This window comes from Dolichospermum lemmermannii CS-548, assembly GCF_028330815.1.
Taxonomy (GTDB): domain Bacteria; phylum Cyanobacteriota; class Cyanobacteriia; order Cyanobacteriales; family Nostocaceae; genus Dolichospermum; species Dolichospermum lemmermannii.
The window spans coordinates 24198-30429 of record NZ_JAQMTJ010000137.1; the positions used below are offsets into that span (position 1 = coordinate 24198).

Annotated in this window: 7 protein-coding genes; 4 read left to right on the plus strand and 3 right to left on the minus strand. The window is 37.3% G+C overall.

Annotated elements, in window-relative coordinates; translation table 11 throughout:
* Positions 1-6: 6 nt before the first annotated feature.
* Together clpB and gloA are read right to left on the minus strand one after the other, a co-directional pair.
* Positions 7-2625, minus strand: coding sequence for an ATP-dependent chaperone ClpB (clpB, locus tag PN450_RS08990; protein WP_271836064.1), 2619 nt, complete (start codon positions 2623-2625; stop codon positions 7-9).
* 92 nt (positions 2626-2717) lie between these two features.
* Entirely contained in the window at positions 2718-3110 is a 393-nt protein-coding gene (gloA, locus tag PN450_RS08995) for a lactoylglutathione lyase (RefSeq protein WP_015080233.1), read from the minus strand.
* A gap of 166 nt (positions 3111-3276) precedes the next feature.
* Between gloA and PN450_RS09000 the strand changes: the two genes are divergently transcribed.
* Genes PN450_RS09000 through PN450_RS09015 form a run of 4 tightly spaced genes read left to right on the plus strand, consistent with a single transcriptional unit; the run spans position 3277 to position 5167 of the window.
* Positions 3277-3861, plus strand: a complete 585-nt coding sequence (locus tag PN450_RS09000) for a Uma2 family endonuclease (protein ID WP_271836065.1) — start codon at positions 3277-3279, stop codon at positions 3859-3861.
* 25 nt (positions 3862-3886) lie between these two features.
* Positions 3887-4465: a Uma2 family endonuclease gene (locus PN450_RS09005; RefSeq protein ID WP_271836066.1), complete on the plus strand. Its 579-nt coding sequence runs from the start codon at positions 3887-3889 to the stop codon at positions 4463-4465.
* 17 nt (positions 4466-4482) lie between these two features.
* Complete coding sequence (locus tag PN450_RS09010) at positions 4483-4782, plus strand: type II toxin-antitoxin system HigB family toxin (RefSeq protein WP_271836067.1); 300 nt, start codon at positions 4483-4485, stop codon at positions 4780-4782.
* Positions 4766-5167: a helix-turn-helix domain-containing protein gene (locus PN450_RS09015; protein WP_271836068.1), complete on the plus strand. Its 402-nt coding sequence runs from the start codon at positions 4766-4768 to the stop codon at positions 5165-5167. The genes PN450_RS09010 and PN450_RS09015 overlap by 17 nt, the downstream gene beginning before the upstream one ends.
* Before the next feature lie 51 nt (positions 5168-5218).
* On the opposite strand, the gene PN450_RS09020 is transcribed toward PN450_RS09015, so the two are convergent.
* On the minus strand, positions 5219-6232 hold a 1014-nt coding region (locus PN450_RS09020), incomplete at its 5' end, for an EamA family transporter (RefSeq protein WP_271836069.1).

Genomic DNA, 6232 nt, shown 5'->3' on the forward strand with positions numbered 1-6232 from the left:
AAATGCTTAAAGTTTTTTACTAAAACTTAACCCAGTTTCAGCCTTATCAATGATGATAGTATCACCAGAAACAAAAGTATTTTCCAGTAACTTCGTAGCCAGAGGATTTTCTACCTCGCGCTGAATTGAGCGTTTTAATGGACGTGCGCCATAAACAGGATCATAACCAGCTTCCACAAGATGATCACAAGCGGCTTGAGATATCTCGAAAGAGATTTTTTGTTCTTTGAGCAGATTTTCCACCCGTTTGAGTTGAATACGGATAATATGCCCCATTTCTGAACGATTAAGAGCGTGGAAAAGAATTAAGTCATCTATGCGGTTGAGAAATTCGGGACGGAAGTGACTTCGCAAACCTTCCATCACCTTATTACGCATTAAATCATACTTGGAATCATCCCCAGATACATCCAAAATATGTTCACTACCAATGTTGCTAGTCATGACTATGACAGTATTCCGAAAATCTACAGCCCGTCCTTGAGAATCAGTAACTCTACCATCATCCAATACCTGCAACAAAATATTAAATACATCGGGATGGGCTTTTTCCACTTCATCTAACAGCACTACTGAATAAGGATGTCTGCGAATCGCTTCGGAAAGTTGTCCCCCTTCTTCATAACCCACATATCCGGGAGGCGCACCCACAAGGCGGGAAACTGAATGTTTTTCCATGTACTCGGACATATCCAAACGCACCAAAGCATCATCCGAATCAAAGAGAAATTGAGCTAAGGCGCGGGCGAGTTCGGTTTTACCCACTCCAGTTGGTCCCATAAACAAGAATGAACCGATGGGACGAGAGGGGTCTTTCATCCCTGCACGGGCGCGACGAATCGCCGCAGAGACGGCGGAAACGGCTTCTTCTTGACCAATTACCCGTTCATGCAAATGACTTTCTAATTGCAGTAATTTTTGCCGTTCTGATTCCAAAAGCCGATTTACGGGGATTCCTGTCCATTTAGCGACAATTTCGGCAATATCGGCTTCGGTGACTTGTTCGCGCAACAAAGTTGAACCTTGGGTTTGCATTTCTAAAAGTTTCGCTTCTTTGACTTCTCGTTCTCTTTGCACACCTTCTAACTTACCATACTTCAATTGAGCAGCTTTATTTAAATCATAATCACGCTCTGCTTGTTCAATTTGTACTCGCATTGCGTCTTCTTCTTTTTTTAACCCGCTGATAGATTCTAAAATCTGCTTTTCCCCTTGCCATTGTTCATTAAATATTTGCTGTTTAACTGTTAAACTGGCAATTTCTTGTTCAATTCGTTCTAATCGTTCTCTAGTTGGAGAAATACTCTGTTCTTCTCCAGATAATGACAGCTTTTCCATTTCTAGCTGCATCAAACGCCGGTCAATGGTTTCTAATTCCGCAGGTTTGGATGTAATCTCCATTTTTAATTTCGCTGCGGCTTCATCAACTAAGTCAATAGCTTTGTCTGGTAGAAACCTATCGGCAATGTAACGCGCTGATAAGATTGCAGCAGCCACTAAAGCGGAATCGGAAATTTTGACGTTATGATGCACTTCATAACGCCCTTTTAAACCTCGCAAAATCGAAATTGTATTTTCTACTGTTGGTTGATCTACATATACTTGTTGAAAACGTCTTTCTAATGCTGCATCTTTTTCAATAAATTTGCGATATTCATCTAAGGTAGTTGCCCCAATACAACGCAACTCGCCCCGCGCCAACATAGGTTTAAGCAAATTTCCGGCATCCATTGATCCTTGTTGATTAGAACCAGCCCCGACTACGGTATGCAGTTCATCAATAAATAAAACTACTTGCCCGTTTGATTCCGTAACTTCACGGAGGACATTCTTTAAACGGTCTTCAAATTCACCTCTGTATTTTGCTCCTGCAATCAAACTACCGATATCCAAGGAAATCAATTGGCGATTCTTTAAAGACTCAGGAACGTCGCCATTTACCATTCTTTGGGCTAATGCTTCAGCGATCGCAGTTTTGCCAACTCCTGGCTCACCAATTAACACAGGGTTATTTTTACTACGTCGAGACAATACCTGAATTACCCGGCGAATTTCATCATCTCTCCCAATCACAGGATCTAATTTTCCTGCTTTTGCTTGTTCTGTCAAATCTCGTCCAAATCTTTTTAAAGCTTCCTCTTGCACATCCGCTTCTGCTTTTGGAGATGCTTTGATTTGGGGAGTAGCGCGAACCGATTTAACCCCAAGTTCTACTTGAGCAATATCTATATTTAAGCTTTTAAATAATCTTCTACCAACCCGTTCATCATTACCAAACGCTAAAATTATATGCCCTTCTGAGATTTCCTCCTCTCTCATTTTGGCTCTAATTTCATCGGCTTTATCTAAAAGTAAATCTAAATTTCGCCCCAGGTAAAGTTGATCACTTTTTCCAACCTTTGGTTGACGTTGGGTAAAAGCCTCTAGTTGTTGTTTGAATCGGACAGAATCAACTTCCGCACGGGTGAGAATGGCTGTAGCTAGGCTGGTAGGTTCTTCTAAAAGGGCGATAATTAAATGTTCAACTTCTAATTGTTGTTGTTTATAAGCACGAACCACGTCTTGGGATTTTGTTACCGCTTCCCAGGCTGTATCAGTAAATTTATCAGGATCTGTAGGCTGCATTTGTAAAATTTTAGATTTTAGACTTGTAATTTAAGTTTAGGGGGGAATTGGGTAATGGATAAAGAAGTTATCTTCCTACCCTCTACCCTAAATTATTCTGGAGTTTTTAATTGAATCAATTCAACTTTATAACCATCTGGATCTTCCACAAAAGCAATTACCGTTGAACCATGTTTCATTGGTCCTGGTTCTCGGACTACTTTACCACCCAGTTGTCCAATGGTCTCACAGGTAGCGTAAATATTATGCACACCCAAGGCGATATGACCATAGGCACTACCTAAATCATACTTTTCTACGCCCCAGTTGTGGGTGAGTTCTAAAACTGAATGATCACTTTCTTCTCCATAACCGACAAAAGCCAGGGTAAATTCTCCCGCTGGATAATCTTTCCGGCGGAGTAACTTCATTCCCAGTACATCACAGTAAAATGTTAAGGACTCTTCTAAATTACCTACCCGCAGCATTGTATGTAGTAATCGCATATTTACCCTTTGTTTAATTCCTGTATCTTATATTCTATAGGGAATTTCCACGAAATCTGCGTTTAATTCTGCTTTTAATTGCTCAACCGTTGGTAACTATATATTAACTAATTTCAGCAACGGCTTGTGGTAAAATTGATTTTAATTTCAGATGGAGGAAATAATTATGATTTCATCACCTTTGATATTACATTTTCCCTCATCAATGCAAATGACAGATGGTCAATTTTTTGATTTCTGTCAACTAAACCGTGATTTACGGATTGAGAGAAATAGATTTGGAAATATATTAATTATGCCACCTGTTGATTCAGAAACGGGAAATCGAGAATTTCATATTATTGGACAGTTAGCAATTTGGTCAGATCAAAATGGTACAGGAATTGGCTTTTCTTCTAGTGCGGGATTTACACTTTCCACAGGTGCAATACGTTCTCCTGATGCTTCCTGGATGAAGTTAGCAAGATGGAATCAACTTACACCTGCACAACAACAGAAATTTGCACCTATTTGTCCTGATTTTGTGATTGAATTAAGGTCAAATTCTGATAATTTGCAGCCTTTAAAAGATAAAATGCAGGAATATATGCAAGAACCAGGAATCCAATTAGGTTTATTAATTGACCGCAAAAATCGCCGGGTTTATATTTATCGTCCTGGACAAATAGAGGAATGTTTAGAAAATCCTGATACTGTGAGTTGTGATATTATTTTACCAGGGTTTGTTTTGAATATGGGTAAAATTTGGTAAACCAAATAAACAGAAGGAAACTATCATGCTTTCATCTCCCTTAATGTTACAAATGCCTTCATCAATGACAGATGATCAATTTTTTGAATTTTGTCAACTAAACCGTGATTTACGAATTGAGAGAAATAAATTTGGAGATATATCAATTATGTCACCCGCAGGTTCAGAAACAGGAAATCGTAATTTTAACTTAGCTGGACAATTATATGTTTGGTCAGAAAAAGATAACACAGGTATTTGTTTCGATTCTAGTACAGGATTTACACTGTCTACCGGTGCGAAACGTTCTCCTGATGCTGCTTGGGTAAAGTTAGAAAGATGGAATCAACTCACACCTACACAACAAGAGAAATTTGCACCTATTTGTCCTGATTTTGTCATTGAATTAAGGTCAAATTCTGATAATTTGCAGCCTTTAAAAGATAAAATGCAGGAATATATGCAAGAACCAGGAATCCAATTAGGTTTATTAATTGACCGCAAAAATCGTCGAGTTTATATTTATCGTCCTGGACAAATAGAGGAATGTTTGGAAAATCCTGATACTGTTAATTGTGATCCTATTTTATCAGGGTTTGTTTTGAATATGAGTAAAATTTGGTAAACCAAATAAACAGGAAGATGCACGTTATTAGTTTTAGAATAGTCAGAGAATATGCAGAAAATCATGCAGATTGTCAGGAATCACTAAACAACTGGTATAAGATTACTAGTAAAGCTAAATGGTCAAACTTAGTTGAAGTACAGCAGGTGTTTCCGAAAGCTGAAGCTGTTGGAAATTTTACAGTTTTCAATATTAAAGGCAATAAATACCGTTTGATTGTTAGCATAGATTACGAAGGTAAACTAATTTATATTAAATATATCCTCACTCACGCAAAATACGATAAGGACAAGTGGAAAAATGACCCTTACTTTTAATCCAGAGAAATACAAGGAATTATTAACAACATATCTTCCCAAAATTATTAAGACTGAAGCAGAAAATGAACAAGCTTTAGTTATTGTCGAAGATTTAATGCACCGAAAACGCAGTGCTGAAGAAGATGAACTTTATCAATTATTAATTACTTTAATAGAAAAATTTGAACAAGAATATTATCAGATTAATCAACAAAATAATCCTCAATCTATGCTATTATTCCTTTTGGATGAATCTGGTAAAAATAAAGTTGATTTACAAGCTGTTTTGGGTTCAAAAAGCCTTGTTGATAACATTTTAAATGGAAAAGAGAAAATAACTCTAGAATTAGCTCAAAAACTGGGAGATTTTTTTCATGTAGAAGCAGGTTTATTTCATCAATAGGGTATCCAGGATTTGAGGATTATCAGGATTAATCGAGAGCGTAAATTATAGTTAGTAGTGTGCGAAAGTTAATAAACAAATTCCTAACACCATAATTGCACTACCGAACAACCTTGTTTTGATGTTTTTTTCCTTAAATATCAGATAACCGAATCCTACACCCATCAATAGGCTAGTTTGTCTGACAGCAACAGAATTAGCTGCTACAGTTAACCCTACAGCAGTTACATGACACCACATATCCACTGCTTTCAAACTTCCCAATAAAACCAATTTAGAAAAATTTGTTCTTAGCTGAAAAAACCAATTGGGCGAGAAAACCACAACTATCGGTAACATCATTAATGCTGTACAAAAATACAAAGCAGCCGAAAATACCAAAGGAGAAGAATTTTTAGCTCCTATTTTGTCAAGGGATGTTGTTAATGCCCAGAGTGCTGCTACTATAATCATTAACCGCGATGATTGGGTATTGATTATAGATAATAAAGGGGCAAAATAGTTATTTTCTTTGGGTTTTAAATTCAAAAAATAAGCACCTAGACAAATTAAACTAATACTAATTATCTGTATATTATTCGGCAGTTCTCCCAGAGTAAAGGGAGAAGCTATCACTAAAAATAGGGGAGAAAAACCCATTAAGGGAACAGTTAATGACAAATCTCCTAAGCGTAAAGCCCTCATATATAAAATGCCGCCAACTGTAGATAAAGTGGCATCTGCTAACAAAGCCCACCAAAAATCTTTGCCAATATCAGGAATAGGTTGGGGAGATAATAATAACCAAGGGATATAAATAATCAGGGTAAAAGCTCTTAATCCCCAAGCAACTAAATATTCATCTAAAGGGCGATCGCCTTTGTTAGTAACAATTTTACTAAAGACATCTCGCAGAGATTCAAAGGTAGCCGCCGCCAGTGAGAAGTAAGTAAGTCGGCGCAAAGAAATCAAACTATGTAAAGATAAGTAAATACGGAAAATCAATCTACTGAGGTGATTAAAATATGGGCGCTCGTTTAAGGGTATTTTTAACTCGTGAGCAAGATAAAACCCTGTTGAACCTAA